The 22,871-nt window shown below is 59.7% G+C and carries 20 protein-coding genes; 5 read left to right on the top strand and 15 right to left on the bottom strand.

All coding sequences use genetic code 11. The annotated features are described in order from the left end of the window. Nucleotides 1–45 precede the first annotated feature (45 nt). The 4 genes from MDHKLMBL_RS18195 (at nucleotide 46) to dxs (ending at nucleotide 4,090) form a co-directional block, all read left to right on the top strand. The gene (locus tag MDHKLMBL_RS18195; RefSeq protein WP_104271824.1) at nucleotides 46–819 is read left to right on the top strand and encodes an NRDE family protein; all 774 of its coding nucleotides are present in this window, start codon (nucleotides 46–48) and stop codon (nucleotides 817–819) included. Nucleotides 820–874: 55 nt separating this feature from the next. Further along, a complete protein-coding gene (locus tag MDHKLMBL_RS18190) occupies nucleotides 875–1,129 on the top strand; it encodes an exodeoxyribonuclease VII small subunit (protein ID WP_008176478.1) in 255 nt (84 codons plus the stop codon). Further along, complete coding sequence (locus MDHKLMBL_RS18185; protein ID WP_104271822.1) at nucleotides 1,129–2,025, top strand: polyprenyl synthetase family protein; 897 nt, start codon at nucleotides 1,129–1,131, stop codon at nucleotides 2,023–2,025. The genes MDHKLMBL_RS18190 and MDHKLMBL_RS18185 overlap by 1 nt, the downstream gene beginning before the upstream one ends. Before the next feature lie 133 nt (nucleotides 2,026–2,158). After that, nucleotides 2,159–4,090: a 1-deoxy-D-xylulose-5-phosphate synthase gene (dxs, locus tag MDHKLMBL_RS18180; RefSeq protein ID WP_008176482.1), complete on the top strand. Its 1,932-nt coding sequence runs from the start codon at nucleotides 2,159–2,161 to the stop codon at nucleotides 4,088–4,090. Between the two features lie 74 nt (nucleotides 4,091–4,164). Here the strand turns inward: dxs and ribA are convergent, their stop codons facing one another. From ribA to MDHKLMBL_RS18150, 6 genes are all read right to left on the bottom strand, one after another. Further along, nucleotides 4,165–4,779, bottom strand: coding sequence for a GTP cyclohydrolase II (gene ribA / locus MDHKLMBL_RS18175; RefSeq protein WP_008176485.1), 615 nt, complete (start codon nucleotides 4,777–4,779; stop codon nucleotides 4,165–4,167). Nucleotides 4,780–4,913: 134 nt separating this feature from the next. Then, nucleotides 4,914–5,396 (bottom strand): cyclic pyranopterin monophosphate synthase MoaC, encoded by a 483-nt coding sequence (gene moaC / locus MDHKLMBL_RS18170; RefSeq protein ID WP_008176486.1) that lies wholly within the window; start codon nucleotides 5,394–5,396, stop codon nucleotides 4,914–4,916. Nucleotides 5,397–5,483: 87 nt separating this feature from the next. Then, the gene (locus tag MDHKLMBL_RS18165; RefSeq protein ID WP_014576113.1) at nucleotides 5,484–6,455 is read right to left on the bottom strand and encodes a Nudix family hydrolase; all 972 of its coding nucleotides are present in this window, start codon (nucleotides 6,453–6,455) and stop codon (nucleotides 5,484–5,486) included. Between the two features lie 2 nt (nucleotides 6,456–6,457). After that, nucleotides 6,458–7,675, bottom strand: coding sequence for a bifunctional glutamate N-acetyltransferase/amino-acid acetyltransferase ArgJ (gene argJ, locus MDHKLMBL_RS18160; protein WP_008176490.1), 1,218 nt, complete (start codon nucleotides 7,673–7,675; stop codon nucleotides 6,458–6,460). 127 nt (nucleotides 7,676–7,802) lie between these two features. Next, on the bottom strand, nucleotides 7,803–10,541 hold the full coding sequence (gene secA, locus MDHKLMBL_RS18155) for a preprotein translocase subunit SecA (protein WP_008176491.1): 2,739 nt from the start codon (nucleotides 10,539–10,541) through the stop codon (nucleotides 7,803–7,805). Nucleotides 10,542–10,725: 184 nt separating this feature from the next. Continuing rightward, nucleotides 10,726–11,679 carry a M23 family metallopeptidase gene (locus tag MDHKLMBL_RS18150; RefSeq protein ID WP_014576111.1) on the bottom strand — a complete coding sequence of 318 codons (954 nt, stop codon included), beginning with the start codon at nucleotides 11,677–11,679 and terminating at the stop codon, nucleotides 10,726–10,728. A 215-nt stretch (nucleotides 11,680–11,894) separates the two neighbouring features. Here MDHKLMBL_RS18150 and MDHKLMBL_RS18145 point away from each other — a divergent pair, with 215 nt between their 5' ends. Further along, nucleotides 11,895–12,341 carry a DUF721 domain-containing protein gene (locus MDHKLMBL_RS18145; RefSeq protein ID WP_104271818.1) on the top strand — a complete coding sequence of 149 codons (447 nt, stop codon included), beginning with the start codon at nucleotides 11,895–11,897 and terminating at the stop codon, nucleotides 12,339–12,341. A gap of 11 nt (nucleotides 12,342–12,352) precedes the next feature. Here the strand turns inward: MDHKLMBL_RS18145 and lpxC are convergent, their stop codons facing one another. The 9 genes from lpxC to murD form a co-directional block, all read right to left on the bottom strand. Then, nucleotides 12,353–13,267 (bottom strand): UDP-3-O-acyl-N-acetylglucosamine deacetylase, encoded by a 915-nt coding sequence (gene lpxC, locus MDHKLMBL_RS18140; protein WP_008176497.1) that lies wholly within the window; start codon nucleotides 13,265–13,267, stop codon nucleotides 12,353–12,355. A gap of 212 nt (nucleotides 13,268–13,479) precedes the next feature. Beyond that, nucleotides 13,480–14,637 (bottom strand): cell division protein FtsZ, encoded by a 1,158-nt coding sequence (gene ftsZ, locus MDHKLMBL_RS18135; RefSeq protein ID WP_008176500.1) that lies wholly within the window; start codon nucleotides 14,635–14,637, stop codon nucleotides 13,480–13,482. Nucleotides 14,638–14,735: 98 nt separating this feature from the next. Continuing rightward, entirely contained in the window at nucleotides 14,736–15,971 is a 1,236-nt protein-coding gene (gene ftsA, locus MDHKLMBL_RS18125) for a cell division protein FtsA (RefSeq protein WP_008176504.1), read from the bottom strand. Between the two features lie 36 nt (nucleotides 15,972–16,007). Then, nucleotides 16,008–16,847 (bottom strand): cell division protein FtsQ/DivIB, encoded by an 840-nt coding sequence (locus tag MDHKLMBL_RS18120; RefSeq protein ID WP_104271816.1) that lies wholly within the window; start codon nucleotides 16,845–16,847, stop codon nucleotides 16,008–16,010. Continuing rightward, complete coding sequence (locus MDHKLMBL_RS18115; RefSeq protein WP_199185536.1) at nucleotides 16,840–17,811, bottom strand: D-alanine--D-alanine ligase; 972 nt, start codon at nucleotides 17,809–17,811, stop codon at nucleotides 16,840–16,842. Before MDHKLMBL_RS18115 ends, MDHKLMBL_RS18120 begins: the two co-directional genes overlap by 8 nt. Before the next feature lies 1 nt (nucleotide 17,812). After that, a complete protein-coding gene (murC, locus tag MDHKLMBL_RS18110) occupies nucleotides 17,813–19,258 on the bottom strand; it encodes a UDP-N-acetylmuramate--L-alanine ligase (RefSeq protein ID WP_053114559.1) in 1,446 nt (481 codons plus the stop codon). Beyond that, nucleotides 19,251–20,336, bottom strand: a complete 1,086-nt coding sequence (gene murG, locus MDHKLMBL_RS18105) for an undecaprenyldiphospho-muramoylpentapeptide beta-N-acetylglucosaminyltransferase (RefSeq protein ID WP_092030361.1) — start codon at nucleotides 20,334–20,336, stop codon at nucleotides 19,251–19,253. Before murG ends, murC begins: the two co-directional genes overlap by 8 nt. Beyond that, complete coding sequence (gene ftsW, locus MDHKLMBL_RS18100) at nucleotides 20,329–21,528, bottom strand: putative lipid II flippase FtsW (protein WP_104271810.1); 1,200 nt, start codon at nucleotides 21,526–21,528, stop codon at nucleotides 20,329–20,331. Before ftsW ends, murG begins: the two co-directional genes overlap by 8 nt. Next, a complete protein-coding gene (gene murD, locus MDHKLMBL_RS18095) occupies nucleotides 21,528–22,868 on the bottom strand; it encodes a UDP-N-acetylmuramoyl-L-alanine--D-glutamate ligase (protein ID WP_104271807.1) in 1,341 nt (446 codons plus the stop codon). Before murD ends, ftsW begins: the two co-directional genes overlap by 1 nt. Between the last annotated feature and the right edge of the window lie 3 nt (nucleotides 22,869–22,871).

The following is a 22,871-nucleotide window of genomic DNA, read 5'->3' as shown; positions in this document are numbered from 1 at the left end:
GCGCAAGAGTCAACTTCATTAAATCCGGGAGCCCACACCTACACCATGTGCCTGATCGCTTTCGCCGTTGGCCAGAACCCTCATTTCCCATTGGTGGTTGCCGCCAATCGGGATGAATTTTTCCGCCGCCCGACGGCCGCCATGGACTGGTGGACCACCGAATCCGGTACCCGGGTGCTTGCCGGCCGTGACTTGCTCTCCGGTGGCACCTGGCTTGCGATTAATACCGCGGGAGAGGTCAGCGCCGTGACCAACGTCCGGGAAGGGGCACCGGAAACCGGCCGTATCAGTCGTGGTGAACTGCCTTTGCGGGCACTCACTGATTCCCGGGAGCATCTTGAACGCTATCTGCTCGACACCGCCGACCAGTTTTCCGGCTTCAACCTGGTGCAGCTGACCACAGCAGACGGATGGTATTTCAGCAATCGGGATGCCCATCCGGGCCGACAAATCCACCGTGGGGTCTACGGACTGAGCAATCATCTGTTGCAGACGCCCTGGCCCAAGCTTCTGCGCCTCCGGCAGGCTGCGGGAGATACCATTGCCGCCGCCGGACGGGATGCGGCAACACTGCACAACGAGCTGATTCCGCTGCTCCAGGACAGCACGCCCGCGCCAGACCATATGCTGCCCGATACAGGCGTTGGCCTGGAGACGGAACGCTTTCTGTCGTCGCCATTCATCGTGGGTTCGGACTACGGCACACGGGCAACCACCGTGGTGACCGTTTCAGCCAGCGGTGAAATCGAGGTGACGGAACAGAACTGGGGTCCGGATGCCCGGACCGGTGAACGACGTCACTTCCACTGGCGGCGATAGCGATCTGGCTCTGGTATAATCCGCGAAATTCTGCCACCCGATCGGAGGGCCCCTGATGGCCGGTGAACAAGGCGCCACATCGATAGCTGATTTTGAGAAGTCTCTTGATGAACTGGAAAAGCTGGTTCGCGATCTGGAGCAGGGCGAGCTGTCCCTGGAACAGTCCCTGACGGCGTTCGAGCGGGGTGTAAAGCTGACCCGTGAATGCCAGCAGGCGTTGAAGAGCGCCGAGCAACGGGTCGAACAACTGGTCCAGAACAGCGACGGCACCCTGGAAACCCGCCCGTTCTCACCGGATGATGCTGACTGATGTCCGGAAAGAACCTGCTTGCCTCTGATTTTCTGGAAACCTGCCGGGCCCGCGTCGATGCGGAACTGGACCGGTGCATTACCCGTGATTCCGCCTCTGGCCGGCTGCAGGAAGCCATGCGCTACAGCGTGCTGGGCGGTGGCAAGCGAATCCGGCCGGCACTGTGTCTTGCAGCGGCAAAGGCAATGGGACAAACCGGTGACGAGGCCCTGATCCCGGCCTGCTCAGTGGAACTGATCCACGCCTACTCGCTGATCCACGATGACCTGCCGGCCATGGATGACGATGAATTGCGCCGCGGACGGCCCACTACCCACATTGCCTTCGACGAAGCCACCGCCATCCTTGCTGGCGATGCCCTGCAGGCACTGGCTTTTGGCTGGCTTGCCGAAGCGCCGGGACTGTCTGAATCGGTGCGTCTGATCATGGTCCGGGAACTGGCCCGGGCCAGTGGCCACGGAGGAATGGTTGGTGGCCAGGCCATCGATCTGGAGTCCGTCGGCAAAACCCTGGCCCTGGCGCAACTTGAAACCATGCACCGCCACAAGACTGGCGCCCTTATCGAAACCAGCGTGCGAATTGGCGCCCTGACGGCGCCGTCGGTCGACGAACACGCCCTGGCTTCCCTGACCCAGTATGCCAAAGCCCTGGGCCTGGCCTTCCAGGTTCAGGATGACCTTCTGGACATCGAGGGCGATACAACGGTCATTGGCAAACCCCAGGGCTCGGATGCCGCCCGCGCCAAACCCACCTACCCCGCCCTGCTTGGCCTGGAAGGCGCCAGGGAGCACCTGGCCAATCTGCTGGAACAGGCCCAGCAAAGTTTGCAGGCGTTTGGTCCCGAAGCAGACCCCCTGCGGGCAATGGCCGATTACGTGGTGGCAAGAACCCATTGAATCCCGGCGCTCCGAAGGCGCACACTGGCCGTAAATATTTTCGTAACAACTGGCCCGCTTTGTGTGAAAAAGCTTCCCCTGTTCCCTTATAATGCCAGTCAGTTACTGAACGTACCGGAAAAGACCCGAGCAGATGCAGGACACTTATATTTTCAAGGAAATCCCGTCACAGCGGCCCAATACGCCGCTTCTGGACCGGATTGACGAACCGGCCCAGCTCAGAGAGCTGGCCCCGGAACAGCTGACCCGGCTGGCCCGGGAGCTCAGGGCCTTTCTGTTATGGTCAGTGGGCCAGACTGGCGGTCATTTCGGGGCCGGCCTGGGCGTGCTTGAGCTTACTGTCGCCCTTCACTACGTCTTTGATACGCCGAGCGACCGCCTGGTGTGGGACGTCGGCCATCAGGCCTACCCCCACAAGATCCTGACCGGACGGAAAGAGTCCATGGGAAGCATCCGCCGCAAAGGCGGTCTGGCCGGCTTCCCGAAACGGGCCGAAAGCGAGTACGACACCTTTGGCGTCGGCCATTCCAGCACTTCCATCAGCGCAGCGCTGGGCATGGCGATCGCAGCACGCCTGCAGCAGACCGGTCGAAAGAGCATTGCCGTTATTGGTGACGGCGCCATGACCGCCGGCATGGCGTTCGAGGCACTGAACCACGCCGGTCACCTGCACGCCGACATGCTGGTGATCCTCAACGACAATGACATGTCGATTTCCCGGAACGTTGGCGGGCTGTCCAACTACTTTGCCAAACTGCTGTCCAGTCGCACCTACAATCAGGTTCGCGATAGCAGCAAGAAGGTTCTGCAGGGAGCGCCACACCTGATGGCGCTGGCCAAGAAGACCGAGGAACACTTCAAGGGCATGATTGCCCCTGGCACACTGTTCGAGGAACTGGGGTTCAACTACATCGGCCCGATCGATGGCCACGACCTGCCCCTGCTGGTTGAAACCCTGGAGAACATCCGCGAACTTGAAGGTCCGCAGTTCCTGCATGTGGTGACGACCAAAGGCAAGGGTTTTGCCCCGGCCGAAGCCGATCCGATCGGCTATCACGCCATCAACAAGATCGAGCCGGTTCCACCCAGTAAACCCGAACCGGTCAAGTCGAAACCGAAGAAGCCCAAATATGCCAACGTCTTCGGGCAGTGGCTGTGCGATTCCGCCGAACAGGATCAGCGCGTGGTGGGCATCACCCCGGCCATGTGTGAAGGCTCGGATCTGCTGGCATTCTCACAGCGCTTCCCGGAACGCTACTTCGATGTCGCCATCGCCGAACAGCACGCAGTCACGCTGGCCGCAGGGCTCGCCTGTGACGGCGCCAAGCCGGTGGTCGCCATCTACTCGACGTTCCTGCAGCGGGCGTACGATCAACTGATTCACGATGTCGCTATCCAGAACCTGGATGTGCTGTTCGCGATTGATCGCGCAGGCCTGGTCGGTGAAGACGGCCCGACCCACGCTGGCGCTTTCGACATCAGCTACCTGCGCTGCGTGCCGAACATGGTGGTGATGACACCGTCGGACGAAAATGAAACCCGCCAGATGCTCCAGACCGGCATGCTCTACGAAGGACCGGCATCGGTGCGCTACCCCCGTGGCACAGGCCCCGGTGCCGAAATTCAGCAGGAACTGACGCCGCTTGAGATTGGCAAGGGCCGCCGGATTCGCAACGGCAAAGGTGTTGCCATCCTCAACTTTGGCACCCTGCTGGCGCCTGCTCTGGAGGCTGCAGAAGCCATCGGCGCGACGGTCGCAGACATGCGTTTCGTCAAACCCCTGGATGAAGAACTGGTGTTGGAGCTGGCCGAGCAGCATGAACTGCTGGTGACCCTGGAAGAAAACGCCATTGCCGGTGGTGCAGGCAGCGCCGTGACCGAATTCCTGAACAGCCGCCTGGTTACCTTGCCGGTACTTCAACTGGGCCTGCCCGATACCTTTATGGACCACGGCAAGCACGGGGAGCTGCTGGAAGAATGTGGTCTGGATGCCGCAGGTATTGAATCGTCTATCCGCACGCGGATCGAGACCCTGCGCCACCAGAACCTGAAAGCCGTCAAATAGACGGAACACAAACCTGAGAATGCAAAAAGCCCGCGGAGTTCGCGGGCTTTTTCGTATGTGGCGACAAACCCAGCTCAGATTTCGGGATCGTCGTCCTGATGGGTCTCCAGCCAGTGGCCGAGCTTGCTCTGCTTGGTATCGAGGTAGTGTTCATTGTGGGGGTTGCGGCCCACGTGCAGAGGTACCCTTTCCGTAATGTCGATGCCGTAGGAGGAGAGCGCTTTGACCTTGCGGGGATTATTGGTCATCAGCCTCAGGCTCCTGATACCGAGATGCTCCAGCATGTCCTTGCACATGCTGTAGTCACGAAGATCGGCCGCGAAACCCAGACGCTCGTTGGCCTCTACCGTATCCGCGCCCTGATCCTGCAGATGGTAGGCGCGGATCTTGTTCAACAGGCCGATTCCCCGACCCTCCTGACGCAGATACATGAGGATACCCCGACCTTCCCGGGCAATGCTGCGCAGCGCCTCTTCCAGCTGGTAGCCGCAATCACACCGCATGCTATAGAGGGCGTCGCCGGTCAGACATTCGGAATGCGTGCGGGCCAGCATGGGTTCGTCGCTATCCAGGTCGCCGAGAGTCAGGGCGACGTGTTCCTTTCCGGTGTCCGGTTCTTCAAAGCCGTGCATATCAAATACCCCGAACGGGGTCGGCAACCGGCAGGTCTGGATGTAACGAACAGCCACAGTGTTTCCTCGTGGTTCAGTCAATCGGGCCGCGCATTCTATCACGGGCCCGCCCGCTTGGCGTAGTCTCGGCACTGTCGCTCCTCCGGAGTGGTCTTGGTAACCAACACTTACGAGCGCGGCGGTCCGCCAGATCAGGCTTTATCGGCGACCCAGTGGCCACTGCGGCCGCCTTTCTTCTCCAGCAGACGCACGGAATCAATCTCCATGCCACGATCGACCGCCTTGCACATGTCGTATAGCGTCAGTGCCGCCACGCTTGCCGCGGTTAACGCCTCCATCTCGACACCGGTCTGGCCGGAAAGTTTGCAGCGGGTCAGAATATGTACAGATGCCCCGTCGTCGCCCGGAGTCAGTTCAACTTTTACAGACGTCAGGTTCAGCGCATGACACAAGGGAATCAGATCATGGGTTTTCTTTGCGGCCATGATACCGGCGATGCGGGCAACAGCCAGGACATCCCCTTTGGGATGCTCACCCTCAATAATCATGTTCAGGGTTTCCGGCGCCATGCGGATGGTAGCTTCAGCGCGGGCCTCGCGTTCGGTGGCCGCCTTGTCGGTCACGTCCACCATGCGGGCTTCGCCCTTGTCGTCGAGATGGGTCAGTTTACTCACGGTCTCTCCCGGAATCGGTTGTGCAAGATGGTGAAAAATGCAGGAACGACAGCATAACAGACATGGCCACGGCGTCGCTGACAAGTGTCAGCTTTGGGGCCACCAGAAGCGGATACCGGCGATGCCCTGACCGCCCCGCTGGCGAGCCTCGCGGAGATCGCCGGGCGACAAACCGCCCAGGGCAAATACCGGAAGCACCGCTTCCGACACCAGGTCGGCAAAGACCGACCATCCCAGGGTCGGCGCACCCGGATGGCTTTCGGTCGGCTGGACTGGCCCCAGGGTCACATAGTCCGCTCCGATAGCCGTCGCATGATCGATTTCCTGCCTGTCATGGCAGGAAACCCCCAGCCAGACATCTTCCGGAACCGGTCTGGCCGAGAGCTTGGCCGCCTCGCGCCAGGGCAGGTGCAGCCCATGGGCGCCGGGTATGGCGCGGAATACCTCCGGTCCACCGTGCACAATCAGTGTAGCTCCGGTCTTTTCACAAACCGGCAACGCGTTCGCCGCCAACTCCCGATAGGCCAGCGGACTCAACGCCGGAGCCCGGAGCAGTACCAGCGGTGGTCGAGCGGCGCTCAGCCCCTCCTGCAGGTGCGCAAGGGCTGGCTCCAGGCCATTCTCGGAACCGGTGATTGCCAACTGCCGGGGCAGACGCAGAGCGCGAATGATCGGCCGGTTGGCGGCGGGGAAATCCTCATCCCGAAGCTGCTCCGGGGTCAGCCATTCCACGGGCTGCCCCTCACATCCCCTTGCTTCGCCCTCGGCAGCGCTGGTTTCCCAGACGTCCAGGAAAACCCGCTTGTCGCCATAATCGTGCCGAATACCGATAACAGGCTCCAGGGAACCCGCCGGCACGTGAAGACCGGTTTCCTCGGCAATTTCGCGCACAAGCGCCGCCTGAACCGTCTCGCCAGGCTCCACCTTGCCACCGGGAAACTCCAGTAAGCCCCCCTGGTGAACGTGGTCTGGCCGTCGGGCGATCAGCACCCGGCCATCACGGACGATGACCGCCACAGCAACGTGAACCTCTTTGACCGGCGTCTCTCTGGCAGACATGCTCAGGTACGATACTCGGCGTTAATAGTCACGTAATCGTGGGAGAAATCGCAGGTCCACACGGTTTCCCGAACATCACCCCGCTTAAGGTCGATGGCAATGGTGATCTCTTCCCGATCCATCACGGCCTGCCCGCGGGCTTCCGAGTAATCCTCGGCCCGGCCACCGTTGCGGACCAGGCAGACATCGCCCAGATAGATTTCAAGGGCATTGAGGTCCAGTCCTTCGACACCGGCGCGACCAACCGCCGCCAGAATCCGGCCCCAATTGGGGTCCGAGGCGAACAGTGCGGTCTTGACCAACGGCGAATGCGCCACGGTATAGGCAACGTCCAGAGCCTCCTGCTGACCGGCCGCTCCGCTGACGTCGATGGTGACAAACTTCGTTGCTCCTTCGCCGTCGCGGACAATGGCGTGGGCCAGTTCCAGATAGATTGCCTGCAAGGCCTCCCGCAGCTTCGGCAGCGCCGCGCTGGAGGCCGTAATCTCTGGGCCGGAATACTGGCCGCTGGCCATCAGCATGCAGGCGTCATTGGTAGAGGTGTCGCCATCGATAGTGATGCGGTTGAAGGACTTCTCCCCCAATTCCGAGGCAAGTGTCTGCAGCAGCTCCGGCGCAATCCGGGCATCGGTGGCAATAAAACCGAGCATCGTCGCCATGTTGGGACGAATCATGCCCGCACCCTTGCTGATGCCCGAGATGGTTACCGTGTGACCATCCAGCTCAACCTGACAGGAAGCGCCCTTGGGGCGGGTGTCCGTGGTCATGATACCACTGGCAGCTTCAGCCCAGCGATTCTCGGCAGTGTTCGCCAAAGCCTCCGGAAGCGCGCCAACGATCTTCTGGACCGGCAACGGCTCGCCAATCACCCCCGTGGAAAACGGCAGAATTTCGGCTTCCGTGACGCCCGCCTGCTTTGCCAGGGCCTGGCAACAGGCCATAGCATCCCGCATACCTTGCTCACCAGTACCGGCGTTGGCATTGCCCGTGTTGATCAAGAGGTACCGGGGCGAGGTCTCGGCCAGATGCCGGCGGCTGAGGGTAACCGGTGCTGCACAGAACTGGTTTTTCGTGAAGATACCGGCAACCCGGCTTTCCGGGGCCAGCTCGAAAACAACCACGTCCTTACGTCCCGGCTTCTTTATACCGGCACTGGCTATGCCGACCTTGATTCCGGCTACCGGATAAAACTCAGGTAAGGTTCCCGGACCTACCGCCATTCTGCCACTCCTCTTGTCTGGGGGTGCGTTCGAGGTAACACACGACCCGCTGAAAACGAAAAAACCCGCATCCCACCAGTTGTGGCTGGCAGAGTGCGGGTTCCGATGGTGCGGTCAGTGCTCTGAATCAGCTGACCTTGCCATGACACTGCTTGTACTTCTTGCCGGACCCGCAGGGGCAGGGTTCGTTTCGACCCACCTTGCGCTCCTGTCGAACGAAGGTTTCCGGAGTCGACTGCCGGGCTTCGTCAGCCTCACCCTCACCCTGGCTCTGGGCCGTGGCGCTGGTTTCGTCGTGGCGCAGACGGGCCTTTGCGAGCTCTTCTTCCAGCTCCTGTTTGCGACGGCGCTCGACTTCTTCCATCTCCTCACGGCTCTGGACACGCACGTGGCAGAGTACCCGGGTAACATCCCGCTTCATGGTATCAAGCATGGTTTCAAACAGGTTGAACGCCTCGCGTTTGTACTCCTGCTTGGGGTTCTTCTGGGCATAACCCCGCAGATGGATACCACGGCGCAGATGGTCCATGTTGGAAAGATGCTCTTTCCAGAGGGTATCGAGCACCTGCAGGAACACCTGCTTCTCGAACTTGCGCATGGCCTCGGAACCGGCAATCTCTTCCTTGGCCTGGTAGGCAGCCACGATCTCGTCGAGAATCTTCTGGCGCAGGTTTTCTTCGTACAGCTTGTTGTCTTCTTCCAGCCACTTCTGAACCGGCAGATCAATCGCCATCTCCGACTGGAGCTGTGCTTCCAGCCCGGCGACGTCCCATTGTTCCGGCATACTCTGGGGCGGAATGTATTCACTGATCAGCGAGTCGACAACGTCTTCCCGAATGGTCGTCACCATGTCCGAAATGTCGTCGGAAGACATGACTTCGTTGCGCTGGTCGTAGATAACCGTGCGCTGGTCGTTGGCCACGTCATCGTATTCCAGCAGGGTCTTACGCATGTCGAAGTTGCGACCTTCCACCTTGCGCTGGGATTTCTCGATCGCGTTGGTCACCATCCGGTGCTCGATGGCCTCCCCCTTCTTCATGCCCATGGCCTGCATCAGGCTCTTCACCCGGTCTGGGGCAAAGATGCGCATGAGGTTGTCTTCCAGAGACAGGAAGAACCTTGAGGAGCCAGGATCACCCTGACGCCCGGCACGACCGCGAAGCTGGTTGTCAATTCGACGGGATTCGTGACGCTCGGTACCAATGATGTGCAGACCACCGGCCTCCAGCACCTGATTGTGACGCTCGGTCCACTCGGCCTTGGCCCGGGCAATCTCCTCTTCTGAGGGATTGTCCATGGCGGCAACTTCGTGTTCCCAGTTACCGCCCAGCACGATATCGGTACCACGGCCGGCCATGTTGGTGGCGATGGTGACCGCCCCGGGGCGGCCCGCCTGGGCAATGATATGGGCTTCGGATTCGTGCTGCTTGGCGTTCAGGATCTTGTGTTCGATCCGCGCCTTCTTGAGCAGCATGGAGAGCAGTTCGGAGGCCTCGATGGAGGCGGTACCGACGAGAATCGGACGTCCTTCGGCAGTGACATCCTTGATCTCGTCAATAATGGCGTGGAATTTCTCTTCCTGGGTCAGGTAGACCAGGTCGTTGTAATCGGTCCGCTGGATCGGTTTGTTGGGAGGAATGACCACCACATCGAGGCCGTAGATCTGGCGAAACTCGAAGGCTTCGGTATCTGCCGTACCGGTCATGCCGGCCAGTTTGTCGTACAGCCGGAAATAATTCTGGAAGGTGGTCGATGCCAGCGTCTGGCTTTCGGCCTGAATCTTGACGCCCTCTTTGGCCTCAACGGCCTGGTGCAGACCTTCACTCCAGCGACGACCCGGCATGGTACGACCGGTATGCTCGTCGACGATGACCACCTGGCCGCCCTGGACGATATAATCCACGTCTTTCTGGAACAGGTGGTGGGCCCGCAATGCTGAGTGCACATGGTGCAACAGGCTGAGGTTGGCGGCGGAATAGAGGCTTTCACCTTCCTTCAGAAGGCCACGCTCAAGCAGCAGCTCTTCAACCTTCTCGTGACCGCTCTCTGTCAGCTCGACCTGGCGGGATTTCTCATCGATGGTGAAGTCACCGGTCGGCTCTCCTTCCTCAGGCACTTCGCCCTTTTCGAGGTTGGGGATCAGTTCATTGATGGCCTGGTACAGCTTTGAACTGTCCTCGGCTGCCCCGGAGATAATCAGCGGCGTTCTGGCTTCGTCGATCAGAATGGAGTCCACCTCGTCCACGATCGCATAGTTCAGCCCGCGCTGGACCTTGTCTTCGGTACTGAACGCCATGTTGTCGCGCAGGTAGTCGAAGCCGAATTCGTTGTTGGTACCGTAGGTAATATCGGCCTGGTAGGCTGCCCGCTTTTCCTCCGCTGGCTGGCCCGAGGCCACGACACCCACCTGCATGCCCAGGAACCGATAGAGCTTGCCCATCCAGTCGGCATCACGACGGGCCAGGTAATCGTTCACGGTAACCACGTGGACACCCTTGCCGGACAACGCGTTGAGGTACACGGAAGCGGTAGCAACCAGCGTCTTGCCCTCACCGGTCTTCATTTCCGCGATCCGGCCTTCGTGCAGGGTGATACCACCGATCAGCTGGACGTCGTAATGACGCATGCCCATAACCCGGCGGCCCGCTTCACGCACGGTTGCGAAGGCTTCCGCAAGAAGCGCATCCAGGGATTCGCCTTCGTCGATCCGACGACGAAACTCCGCGGTCTTACCCTGCAACTCGGAGTCGGACAGATTGCCATATTGCTCTTCAAGCTCGTTAATGCGCATGACCGTCTTGCGCATTCTCTTGATTTCTCTGGCGTTTTTACTGCCGAACATCTTGGTTGCAAGCTTTGTGAACATAGACCACTGCTTCTTTGATTAAACGGAGGAAGCCGGCATTCTAACCTTATTTTGTAACAGGACAAAAGGTAGGCCTCACACAGGCGCAATAAGTCGCTGATGAGGCACCGGATTCACGGATAAAAACTGGCCGGAGGCCGACTGGCGGGAAAGTACTGACAACGGCTTGCGGGCCGGAACCGAATTAGCGGCTCGCCCGCTTGATGTAGGTTTCCGGGTTTTCAGACTTGCCATTCCGGATGACTTCAAAGTGCACGTGAGGCCCGGTGGAACGCCCTGTGCTGCCCATCAGCGCGACTACCTGGCCTTTCTGGACAACATCGCCCACCTTCACCTTGATAGTCTTGCAGTGGGCATAGCGGGTTATCAGACCATCACCATGGTCGACTTCCACGAGGTTACCGTAGCCATAGCGCTCTCCGGCATAGGTAACGACACCGCCGGCGACCGAAATAATGTCGCTGCCATCCTTGCCGGCCAGATCAACACCGGCATGCCAGGTCCGCTTGCCGGTAAACGGATCGGACCGGTAACCGTACTTCGAAGACAGCCAGCCCCAGGTGATCGGGCGGCCTTCCAGGTACAATTCGTCTTCGAGCCGCTTGCTGGAGGCCAGCTGGTCGAGCAACCGCAGTTGCTGTTCGCGGTCTTCGATTCGCCATTCCATTTCCTCAATCATCCGGGTCAGCTCAGGTGCGGAGAAGGAATCCCCGGACAAGGCATCTTCTGGCCCGCCGACTGCAGCCGGCTGATCGAAGTTGAATTCGTCACTGGCCACCAGGCCGGATTCAACAAACCGCTGGCCCAGCGCATCCAGCCGCAGGAGACGGCCCTGGATCTCGCCGAGACGAAGAGTCAGCGCATCCACCTGTTGCTGGACGTTCTCCTCGATACTGGCCAGTTCTGCCTTCTGGTCTGCCAGCTTCTGCTTCCACTCGGCGACCAGCTCGGAGTTGGTGGGCTCTCTGGCCTCTACTTGCTGCACAGCCATTTGATACCCGGCCCAGCCGGCCGCGACCAGCAGGGAGAGCACGAGGAACAGCAAGCCGGCAGCAAGCGTGCTGTTGATCGACAGCACACGGGACTTTCCGTGGCGTTTGCCAACGAGAATAATGTTCATATCGTCATCTGGTTTCATCGTTGAGCCGCAACCGCATCCTGTAGTGTTGCGCCCCGGAAAAATCCGAAGGGGGTCTGCCATCCTTTGGCAACAGCTACATACTGAAAAAATTGCAGCGCCCGGTAGACATACTCATTTATCACAATGTAAAACGAGTGTAATACAGGCACTACGCATAAACCGTGCCGAAGTGTAACCAATCGTAAACGCAGCCGTCGAGTAAAAACGCCGCCATGAAACGCAAAAGCGAACAAAAAATGACCTTCGACAAGCTTGGCAGAACCCCGGTACTGAAGGATCTTGTGGCAAAGGCCGAGCTCCATCGACAGGCGGAAGGAGAAGTCCTGGCCGCCCTGCCGAGCGAGCTGTTCAACGGGACACGCTTTGTCAGCTGCAAGGACGGAGAGCTGGTCCTGACCACCGAAACCGCGGGTAAAGCGAGTCAGATCCGGTTCCGCCAGCACGAAATCATGGAAAAGCTGCGAGAGAACGAACTGTTCCGGTTCGTCTGGAAACTGAAGGTCAAGGTTGCACCGCCCAGATTTCGGGAAAAACCGGTGTTCAAAAAAGAACCCTTGAGCAAAGAAAATGCCCGGCTCCTCAAAGAGGAGGCCGGGCACACGAAGGATAAAGCATTACGCGAGGTTCTCGAAAAACTCGCTAGCCACGTCCGGGATTAAAGCGTCCTGCTTCAGCCCGCCGCCAGCACAGGCTTCATGTAGGAAATCGGGGCAGTGGCCTCGTCATCAAAGGTAACCACTTCCCAGGCATCCTCTTCTGCCCTGAGCTTGCGCAACAGCTTATTGTTCAGATCGTGGCCGGATTTGATCCCCCGGAACTCACCAATCAGGCTGTTGCCCAACTGATAGAGATCGCCGATGGCATCAAGCAGCTTGTGCTTCACAAATTCGTCGTCATAGCGCAGACCGTCTTCGTTGAGGATCTTGTAGTCATCAACAACGATGGCGTTGTCCACACTGCCGCCGAGAGCAAGGTTCATGGCACGCAATTTTTCGATGTCACGCATGAACCCGAAAGTCCGAGCGCGACTCACTTCCTTGACAAAGGAGGTGCTGGAAAAATCGACGGTTGCTGTCTGGGCGCGGCCCTTGAACACGGGGTGATCAAAGTCGATACCGAAGCTCACCTTGAAGCCTTCGAAAGGCAGCAGGGTGGCCTTCTTGTCGCCTTCCTCAACCGTTACCTCACGCTTGATGCGAATGAAACGCTTGGCTGCATCCTGCTCGGCAATGCCGGCGGACTGCAGAAGGAACACAAAAGGACCGGCAGAGCCGTCCATGATGGGCACTTCCGCGGCACTTAGTTCGACGAAACAGTTATCAATCCCGAGACCAGCCATGGCCGAGAGCAAATGCTCCACAGTCGCCACACGGACACCGTTTTTCACCAGCGTCGTGGACAGCATGGTCTCACCTACATTTTCCGCGCAGGCACGAATCTCAACCATCGGGTCAAGATCGGTACGGCGGAAGATGATACCGGAGTCCACCGGGGCAGGCTTGAGGGTCAGGTAGACCTTCTCACCCGAGTGCAAGCCAACACCGGTGGCACGGATGGTGTTTTTAAGTGTCCGTTGTCTGATCATCGGTACATAATTCCGTCACAAAAAGGCGATATTCTAGGCAAAAATCTGCCCGGAGAATATCAGAAAATAAGACTGAATACCATTTAACCAATCCGTTGTTGCTGAATGTTCATCCAGCATCCAACTCATGGCAATCAGTGCACGTATTTACCGGATGCCGGGTTCCATGTTTCGCACAAGAACCACAACCGGATCACAATTGCACCAGATTATCAGTCAGCCTGCCGACGGAGGAATGCGGGAATATCGAGATAGTCGACACCCTGCTCCTCGCTATCCTTGCTCTGGTCGATAGCCACGTTTCCATGGGAAACGGCCCGGCGACGCAGAACAGCGGGACGATCCAGCTGGTTGTAATCGGTTTTTCCATCCAGAGTGCGGGTATTGTCCACCACCTTGGTCGGCTTCTCACGATCACCACCCAGGCCGGTCGCAACAACCGTTACCTTCAGTTCGTCGGTCATTTCCGGATCAATAACGGTACCGACAACAACGGTGGCAGAGTCAGAAGCAAACTCACGCACAATGTCGCCAACCTCGGAGAATTCGCCCAGGTTGAGATCCATGCCCGCGGTAATGTTGACCAGAATACCCTTGGCACCCTGCAGGTTGATGTCTTCGAGCAGCGGGCTGCGAACGGCCGCTTCGGCGGCTTCCCGCGCACGATTTTCACCCGTGGCACGGGCGGTGCCCATCATCGCCATACCCATTTCGGACATGACCGTCTTCACGTCGGCGAAGTCGACGTTGATCATACCGTTGCGGGTAATCAGATCAGCGATGCCCTGAACTGCGCCCAGAAGCACATCGTTAGCTGCGGCAAATGCGTCCAGCAGGCTGGTTTTCTTGCCCATGACCGCCAGCAGCTTTTCATTGGGAATGGTAATCAGGGAGTCGACGCTTTCTTCCAGCTCTTTCAGACCGGATTCAGCAACGCTCATGCGCTTGCCGCCTTCGAACATGAAAGGCTTGGTGACCACGGCAACGGTCAGGATGCCCAGTTCGCGGGCTACTTCCGCTACGATCGGCGCGGCACCGGTACCGGTACCACCGCCCATGCCCGCGGTAATGAAGACCATATCCGCGCCCTTGATGGCTTCGGCGATACGATCGCGGTCTTCCAGGGCAGACTGGCGACCGACTTCCGGATTGGCGCCGGCACCCAGCCCCTTGGTGATGTTGCCACCGAGCTGGATGATCTGACGCGCGTCCATATCGGTCAGCGCCTGGGCGTCCGTGTTGGCGCAGATGAATTCCACACCTTCGATGTCGCTGTTAAGCATATGGCGCACGGCGTTGCCGCCACCACCGCCTACACCGACGACTTTAATGACAGCGTTTTGCTGGACATTATCGACGAGTTCAAACATTTCCCCTACTCCTTCGTGCTGTTTTCAGCCCTTGTTCCGGGCTGTTTGTTCGAGATTGTGTTTTCGAGATACCTTCGTGTACTACCCGCCCGGCCCCGTCAGAAATGACCGGTAAACCAGGCTTTCATGCGCTCAAACAGCGAGGGTGCATCTTCACCCTTGAGCACCGGTGCCCGCCCCAGATCCATCTGGCGGAAACCATGAATCAACAACCCAACGCCAGTGGCGTAGATCGGATTGTTGACTACCTCCGTCATGCCGGAAACCGCCTGCGGACAGGCCAGCCTTACCGGCATGTGGAAGATCTCTTCGGCCAGCTCCACCACGCCTTCCATGGTGGAGGAACCGCCGGTTATCACGATGCCTGCCGGAATGAGGTCTTCAAATCCGGACCGGCGCAACTCTGACTGAACCAGGGTGAACAGCTCCTCGTAGCGCGGTTCCACCACCTCCGCCAGGGCCTGCCTGGACAGATCGCGCGGCGCGCGATCGCCAACACTGGGCACCTTGATGGTTTCATCCGCACCGGCCAGCTGGGTCAGTGCACAGGCATACTTGATCTTGATTTCTTCAGCATTCTGGGTCGGTGTGCGCAGCGCCATGGCAATGTCGTTGGTCACCTGGTCGCCGGCGATCGGAATCACCGCCGTGTGCCGGATAGCACCGCCGGTAAACACCGCAATATCCGTGGTGCCACCACCGATATCCACCACGCAGACACCCAGCTCTTTCTCATCCTCGGTGAGAATGGCGTGGCTGGATGCCAGCTGCTCCAGGATGATGTCATCCACCTCAAGCCCGCAGCGCTTCACGCATTTCTCTATGTTCTGGGCAGCATTGACCGCGCAGGTCACCAGATGAACCTTTGCCTCCAGGCGCACACCGGACATGCCCATGGGTTCCTTGATGCCTTCCTGGCTGTCGATCACGAACTCCTGGGGCAGAATATGGAGAATCTTCTGGTCTGCAGGAATCGCAACCGCCTGGGCGGCGTCAATGACCCGGTCTATATCGGCCTGGGTGACCTCACGGTCACGGATTGCAACAATGCCGTGGGAATTCAGGCTCTTGATGTGGCTGCCGGCAATACCCGCATACACCGAGTGAATGCGGCACCCGGCCATCAATTCCGCCTCTTCCACCGCGCGCTGAATTGCCTGGACGGTGGTTTCAATATTCACCACCACTCCACGCTTGAGGCCCCGGGAAGGATGGGAACCAATGCCCACCACTTCGATGGTGCCGTCCATCTTGCGCTTGCCGACAATCGCAACCACCTTCGAGGTTCCGATATCGAGGCCGACAATCATGTTTTCCGTTTCAACCGATGACATGTGTTCCACCAAACCGTAGGTCTGAATTAACCGTTGCTATGATTTTGGGCTGGAGGCTGTCTCGACAGCCTTCCACTTGACCGCCACACCGTTGGTGTAGCGGGCATCTACCCGACTGACTTCGTCCGACCTTGCTGCCAGTCGGTTTTCATAAACCGTGATAAACCGATCAAACCGTTGCGCCACCTGATCGCGGCCAAGCACCACCTCGATGCCGTTGGCCAGCTGCAGGGTCCACGCACCCCGGTGTTCCAGCGTCAGGCCTGAAAATCCAAGCCCCCGGGCGACCAGCTTGTCGCTCATGTCCCGCGCCATATCGATCACATCCCGCACCCTTTCATCCGGCCCTGCGAGTCGTGGCAACCGACCCGCAACTTCGGGATTCGCCGGCGCGAACAGCTCACCGGTGCGGCTTACGAGACGTCCATCGGTCCAGTAAGCCAGGGGTTTCTTCTCCCTGATATCGATCACCAGGCGATCCGGCCATACCCGACGCACCGCCGCGGACGCAACCCAGGGCCGACGTTCCAGGCTGTCTTTGATTTCCGAAAGATCCGTGGCGAAATAGCTCTTGCCGATCCAGTCGCCAGCGGCGCGCTCAATGGCGACCCGGCTATCGCCCACAAATTCTCCCTTCACATCGACGGCAAGGATCTGCTGATCCATGGCGCCCAGCACCTTGCCAGTGCCCCAGGGCACCAGTGCAGCCAACAGCACAATCACCGCGCCCATGCCCACCTGGAGCCAGGGTACAGCTGCCAGCACACCCTTCAACACGCCAAACCGGTCCCGCTCGGGACCGAGGGACGTTGCCCCCCGGCGTCGCGGGGGCTCGGACGGAATCGCCCGGCTCCGGATCAGCAGTGTTTCAAGCATTGGCGCCCTCCAGACTGTCTTTCAGTATCCGGACCACCAGCTCTTCGAAGCTGATGCCTGCGGCCTTTGCAGCCATGGGCACAAGACTGTGGTCCGTCATACCGGGCACGGTATTGACCTCCAGCAGCCAGAACTTGCCGTCGCTGTCCTGCATGATGTCGACCCGGCCCCAGGTCCGACAGCCAACAACCCGGAAGGCCTCCAGTGCCAGGTGCTGAAGACGGACTTCGTCTTCAGGCGCCAGACCACAGGGAATGCGATACCGGGTATCGTCTGCCAGGTACTTGGCCTCGTAATCGTAAAAAACGTGCTCGGTGCTTGCGCTCAGGCCAATGGCCGGAAGCGCCCGATCCTGCAACAGACTGACGGTGAACTCCGGCCCTTCGATCCACTCCTCCACCAGCACCAGATTGTCCAGCGCGGCGGCGGCTTCGTAGGCGTCAGCCAGTTCGGCCGCCGTGTGTACCTTGCGGATGCCGATGCTGGAGCCTTCCCGGGAAGGTTTCACACTCAAGGGCGCCCGCAGTTCACCAATGATCTGTTCGGCCTGATCTGCTCCGGACATGGTGCGGAACTTCGGCGTTGGCAGGCCACAGCCTTCGAACACGTACTTGGTTCTCAGCTTGTCCATGGCCAGTGCCGAGGCCAGCACATCGCTGCCGGTGTAGGGAATACCGGCCTGCGAAAGGATGGCCTGCAAGGTACCGTCCTCGCCTCCACGACCATGCAGCGCGATGAACACCCGGTCAAAATCAGGGTTGTCGACGGTTCTCAGCAGGCAGCCGCGGACGTCCACGGCAAACGCATCCACGCCGGCTGACACCAGCGCCGCCAGTACCGCCTTGCCGCTTTTCAGGGACACTTCCCTTTCAGCGGAATCTCCACCCATGAACACGGCCACCCGACCGAGCGACCGAACGAGCTCCGGTTCGGCCTGATAAGCCTGTGGTTCCCCATGATGCATGTCACTCACCAGCTATCACTCCCGCGGCTGCCAGCCGCGCTGCCACGCCGCCAATATCGCCGGCGCCCTGGGTTATCAGCAGATCACCGTCCTGCAGCACATTGGCCAGCAGGGACTCGATTTCCAGGTTGTCCTCAACAAATACCGGTTCCACCTGCCCCCGCTGGCGAATACTGCGGCACAGGGCCCGACCATCGGCCCCCGGAATCGCCGGTTCGCCGGCGGAATACACGTCCATTAAAAGCAGGCCGTCCACTTCCGAAAGCACCCGGACAAAGTCTTCATAAAGGTCGCGGGTCCGCGTAAAGCGGTGCGGCTGGTAAAGCATGACCAGACGCCGATCGGGCCAGGCATCATGTGCAGCCCGGATAACAGCCTCTACCTCCGTCGGGTGGTGACCGTAATCGTCCACCAGGGTGACCGTGCCCTTGGGGGTCTGGTAATCGCCGTAGACCTGGAACCGGCGACCGACACCGGCAAATCCGGCCAGCCCGCGGCAGATTGCATCATCGGCGACGCCTTCGTCTGTGGCCACGGCTATGGCCGCCAGCGCGTTCAGCACGTTATGACGGCCCGGCATTTTCAGCTCGACCGCGAGGTCGCTGCGCCCGGCCGGACGCTTCACCACAAAGTGGGTCCGCAAACCGTCGGAATTGATACTCTCGGCCCGGTAATCCGCCTCCGGGTTGTCAATTCCGTAGGTGATGATGGCGCGGGATATCCGGGGGATGATCTCCTGAACGTAACCGTCATCGACGCACATCACCGCAACACCGTAAAACGGCAGGTTGTGCAGAAAGTCCACAAAGGTCTGCTTCAGCTTCTCGACATCGCCGCCATAGGTATCCATATGGTCCGCTTCGATGTTGGTTACCACTGAAATCACCGGCGTCAGATGCAGGAAGGACGCATCACTCTCGTCTGCCTCCGCCACCAGATAGCGGGAACCGCCCAACTGAGCGTTGGTGCCGGCGCTGTTCAGCTTGCCGCCAATCACGAAAGTCGGGTCCAGGCCCGCCTCACCCAGAATGGATGCGATCAGGCTGGTGGTTGTGGTCTTGCCATGGGTTCCAGCGACGGCGATGCCGTGGCGATAGCGCATGATTTCCGCGAGCATTTCTGCCCTGGGCACGATCGGCACCCGACGACTGCGGGCCGCCACGACTTCCGGGTTTTCCGCAGACACCGCTGAAGACACCACAACCACATCGGCACTGGCGCTGTTCTCTTCCCGGTGACCGATCTGCACTTCTACGCCCATACCCTTGAGACGATCGGTAACCGCCCCTTCTTTCAGATCCGATCCGGAAACGTCGTAGCCCTGATTCTTGAGAACCTCGGCGATGCCGCTCATCCCCGCACCACCAATCCCCACAAAGTGGATGTGACGGATCCGGCGCATTTCAGGCACCTGATAGACCAGGGGCGGATTATTTGCATCAGCCATTGGCGGCCTCCAGACAGTAATTCACGACTCTCTCCGTTGCATCAGGGCGGGCCAATGTTCGGGCGGCCTTCGCCATTTCGTTTACCCGGTCACGATTCCGGGCCAGATCACCCAGGGTTTCCGCAAGCACCGCCGGGGTCATTTTTGCCTGTGGAATCAGAATGGCTGCCTTCGCCGACACCATTTGTTGCCCGTTTTTCGTCTGGTGATCATCCACGGCGTGGGGAAAAGGCACCAGGACAGCGCCGATACCCGCGGCGCACAATTCCGAAACGGTCAACGCGCCTGCCCGGCACAGCACCAGGTCGGCCCACTGATAGGCCTCGGCCATGTCCTTGATGAACGGCTCAACGGCCGCCTCCACGCCATGCTCCTCATAGGCCTGCTTCGCCGCCTCGGCATGGCGCTCACCACACTGGTGGCGGACCACGGGCCGGTCACCTTCCGGCAACATCGCCAGCGCCTCGGGGAGCTGCTCATTAAAGACCTGCGCGCCGAGACTGCCGCCGATCACCAGCAATCTGAGAGCACCTTCACGGTCCGCCAGGCGCCTTTCCGGAACAGGCAAGGCCGCGAGGTCTTCCCGCACCGGATTGCCGGTACAGCGGGTAACCACTTTCGGCCCGAAGCTACCCGGAAAAGCCTCCAGCACGGTTTCTGCAAACCTGACCAGGATGCGGTTGGTCATTCCGGCGATGGCGTTCTGTTCATGAATCACCAGCGGCGTACGGTTCAGCCAGGCGGCAACACCACCGGGCCCGGTAACAAATCCGCCCATGCCTACAACGCAATCCGGGCGAACCCGGCGCAGGATGGTGAAGGCTTCACCCAGCGCCCGCATCAGCCGGAACGGCGCCAGCAAGAGAGCGAGCTTACCCTTGCCCCGCAAACCGGAAATATGAATCAGTGACAGCGGGATATCGGTTTCGCCGATCAGCCTCTGTTCCATTCCGCCACTGGCTCCGAGCCAGTACACCTGGTGGCCACGAGCCTCAAGCGCCCGAGCCGTTGCCAGGGCCGGGAACACGTGCCCGCCGGTACCGCCGGCCATCATCAGGAAGCGACGCTGTTCAGTCATACACCGCACCTCCCCGCGTCTTCGGACCGGTCTTCTCTCGGGCCAGCTTTTCCTGATCCAGGCGCTCCATTTCCACACGGGCAAGAACGCCAATGCAGATACAGGTAATCATCAGACTGGATCCACCGTAGCTCACCAGCGGCAGAGTCAGCCCCTTGGTGGGCAGAAGCCCGGTGCTAACCGCCATGTTGATGCCTGCCTGCAGGCCAATCAGCAGGGTCAGCCCATAGGCAAAACACGCGCCGAACGGCATGTCCGCCTTCTCGGCCCGGCGGGCAATGACGAATCCGGTCACCACCAGCAGAGTGAACAGACTAAGTACCAGCAAGGATCCCAGGAGACCGAATTCCTCAGCGATAATGGCGAAGATAAAGTCGGTGTGGGCCTCCGGCAGATAGAACAGCTTCTGGATGGAGTTACCCAGGCCGACACCACCCCAGTCTCCGCGACCGAAGGCAATCAGGGACTGGGTCAACTGGTAACCGCTGTCGAACTGGTCTTTCCAGGGATCGAGATAGCTGACAACCCGTTTCAGACGGTAAGGCTGGGTAACGATCAGAATGGCACCCAGGACCACCAGCGTGCCGATCAGGGGCACGAACCGGCTCAGCCGGACACCGCTCAGGAAAATCATCCCCGCCGCTGCCGTCACCAACACCACAGTGGCACCGAAGTCCGGCTGAATAACCAGCAGAACCGATGCCAAACCGAGGACGACCAACGGCTTCAGGAAACCAGGCCAGGTATTGAGCAGTTCATCCCGGCGACGGACCACGTAGCCGGCCAGGTAGGCAATCAGGCAGAGTTTCGCCACTTCCGAGACCTGGACGTTGAACAGGCCGAATGGAATCCAGCGGGTGGAGCCGTTCACGGTACGGCCCAGGGGCGTCAACACGAGAACCAGGACCAACAGACCGATGCCCAGCAGCAGCCAGCCGCTGCGCTCCCACCAGGCCACCGGCACGTTCACCGCTACCAGCGCCAGCAGGCAACCAAGACCGGCAAACATCAGCTGGCGAATCACATAGTGGTAGCTGTTACCCATGGTTTCAGCGGCCATATCCATGGATGCCGAGGAAATCATGACAACGCCCATCACCAGCAATGCGACCGAACTGATCACCAGCATGGGCAGAGGCTGAACCTCGCCAAGCCATTGGTTCCGGTTCTGCAGGGAAAGATCTGCGTGCATCACAGCGCCTCCACCAGAGAACGGAACTGGTCACCGCGATCAAGATAATCACGGAACATGTCAAAGCTCGCGCAGGCCGGCGAGAGCAATACCCGATCCCCGGGCACCGCCAGCTCGGCGGAACGGGCAACCGCCTCGGCGAGGCTGTCCATCCGGTGAACCGGAATACCGCTGCCCAGCACATCGGCGATGGCCGGCGCATCGCGACCAATCAACAGCACAGCCCGGCAATGCAATGCAATGGGCGCTTCCAGGGCGATAAAATCGGCACCTTTGCCATCACCACCGGCGATCAGCACGACTTTGCCATTGTCCGGTGCAAGGCTTTCAATGGCGGCCACTGTGGCTCCGACATTGGTGCCCTTGGAATCATTGATGAAATCCACATCGTTCAGCCGGCGCACAAACTCGCAGCGATGCGGCAGCCCCGGAAATTCACGGGCGACCGTCAGCATCACATCCATGGGCAGACCAGCGGCATGGCCCAGTGCCAGAGCGGCCATCACGTTGCTGATGTTGTGATGACCCATCAGCTTCAACTCGCTGGCCAGCAAGAGGTTATCAAACCCGAAGGTAATCCAGGTGCCCTGGTCATCGTCCCGGGTGCTGAACGTCTCCGGATTCACCCGATGGAAGCCGAAACACAGGAACCTCAGGTTGTCCCTTGCCATGGGTGTGCTCAAGGCATCGTCCAGATTAACAATGGCGTTCTTGCAACCCCGGAATATCCGCTGCTTGGCCTGGAAATACGCCATCTTGTTGGGGTAACGGTCCATGTGGTCGTCACTGAGGTTGAGCACCGTTGCCGCAAGGGCGTTCAGCTCGTCCGTGGTCTCAAGCTGGAAACTCGAAAGCTCGAGCACATACAGGTCTGCGCCCTGGCCAAGAAGATCAAGGGCCGGGGTACCGATATTGCCGCCAACGGCGACGGTCCGGCCCGCCGCTCTGGCCATCTCACCCACCAGTGTGGTGACGGTGGTTTTGCCATTGGAGCCAGTGATCGCGACGATCGGCGCATCGGCAGCCTCGGCGAACAGATCAATGTCACCCCGGATTCTTGCTCCCTGGCGGGCGGCAGCTGCAATGGCTGGTTCGGCAATGCTGATTCCCGGGCTGACCACCAGTTCGTTGAAACCGGCAAACAGCTCTGCGTCAAAGGTCCCGAGGTGTACCGGAATATCCGGCCAACCGACCTTCAGCTGATCAAGACCCGGAGGAGCCGTGCGGCTATCGGCCACAGCAACGTCCCGCCCCTGTTCGGACAGATAGCGCACGCAGGAAAGCCCGGTTTTACCGAGCCCTACGATCAGTGTGCGACGATCCGAAACAATGACACTCATAGT

The sequence above is a fragment of the Marinobacter flavimaris genome, assembly GCF_002933295.1.
GTDB classification, from domain to species: Bacteria; Pseudomonadota; Gammaproteobacteria; order Pseudomonadales; family Oleiphilaceae; genus Marinobacter; species Marinobacter flavimaris.
The sequence above is the reverse complement of the archived record's forward strand: the minus strand, read 5'-3'. Positions and strand labels throughout refer to the sequence as shown.